Source organism: Micromonospora sp. BS32 (assembly GCF_059089345.1).
The window spans coordinates 1-933 of the sequence record NZ_JBSSHR010000057.1; the positions used below are offsets into that span (position 1 = coordinate 1).

Sequence of the window (933 nt, forward strand, 5' to 3'; positions counted from 1 at the left end):
GGCGCGCAGCAGCTGATAGGCGTCGCGTTGGTAGGTCTGGGCACAGGACGCGCAGACGGTGGCGCGGCGGGTGCCGCAGGCGGTGTAGATCGCGGCGTCGGGCATGGCGTCCGTGTGCCGCTGGTCCAGGACCCGGCCGGTCGAGGATTCGACGGTGAGGAGCTGCCCGGCGAGACGGATGGGGCGAGTGCAGCCGGCGGCGGCCCGGACGTGCTCCAGCCACCCGAAGTAGTCCGGACGGGTGGCGCGTGCGAACGCGGACCCAGCAGCGGTGTAGGTGTAGACGGGGGCGACGGTGTCGGCGTTCGAGCCCACACCCCGGGCCGTGGTCCGGGGTGTGAGGTCCAGCGTCGAGGCCATCAGGCCGCAACCTCAGCGTCGAGGGTGCGGGTGGTGATGGTGCGTTCGGTGACGATGATCCGGCAGGCGCCGCACTGGCGCTTGGCCGGCTCGTGCCGGTGGCAGGGAACCTGGACGGTCTGTCCGGCGCAGCGGACGGTGACCGGTGCCCGGCAGGGACCGCCGGGGATGACGTCGACGAGGGTCCGGCGGATGTCGAACGGGTGCGGGTCGGCGTGGGCGGGGCAGGTGTGGATGACCTGCTCGATGTCGACGAGGTAGATGGTCATCGGGCACCACCGGCGATGGTGGCGAGGAGCTGCCCGGCGACGGCCGGGGCGATGCTCAGCCGGTCGGAGAGCTCATCAGCGGTGATGGGCTGGCCAGTGGCCTGTTCGTGCTGCACGGCCGCGAAGCGGGCGGTGGGCAGCAGGTGGGCAGGGACGTCGACCGGCTCCGGGGCCGGCGTGGTGACAGGTTCCGGCTCGACGGCCGGGGTCGGCTCGGGGGCCGGAGTGATGGCCGCCGGCGGCTCGGTGGTGACCTGCTCGGCCACCTGAACCCGGAGCGGCTCGGCCGGCTCCGCGGTGGATG

Annotated in this window: 2 protein-coding genes and 1 pseudogene; all 3 read right to left on the reverse strand. The window is 73.3% G+C overall.

Features of this window, described 5'->3' with window-relative positions; genetic code table 11:
• Positions 1 to 360, reverse strand: a 360-nt coding sequence (locus tag AC5RWQ_RS30200; protein ID WP_494285999.1) for a replication initiator, incomplete at its 3' end; no start/stop codon positions are given.
• The gene (locus AC5RWQ_RS30205) at positions 360 to 629 is read right to left on the reverse strand and encodes a hypothetical protein (RefSeq protein ID WP_494286000.1); all 270 of its coding nucleotides are present in this window, start codon (positions 627 to 629) and stop codon (positions 360 to 362) included. The genes AC5RWQ_RS30200 and AC5RWQ_RS30205, both read right to left, overlap by 1 nt.
• A pseudogene (locus AC5RWQ_RS30210) lies at positions 626 to 933 on the reverse strand (hypothetical protein); the annotation flags it as partial. The pseudogene AC5RWQ_RS30210 and the gene AC5RWQ_RS30205, both read right to left, overlap by 4 nt.

Bases quoted from the DNA above. Each gene is read 5' to 3' on its own strand.
- AC5RWQ_RS30205 (WP_494286000.1), bottom strand. From the start codon at position 629: ATGACCATCTACCTCGTCGACATCGAGCAGGTCATCCACACCTGCCCC.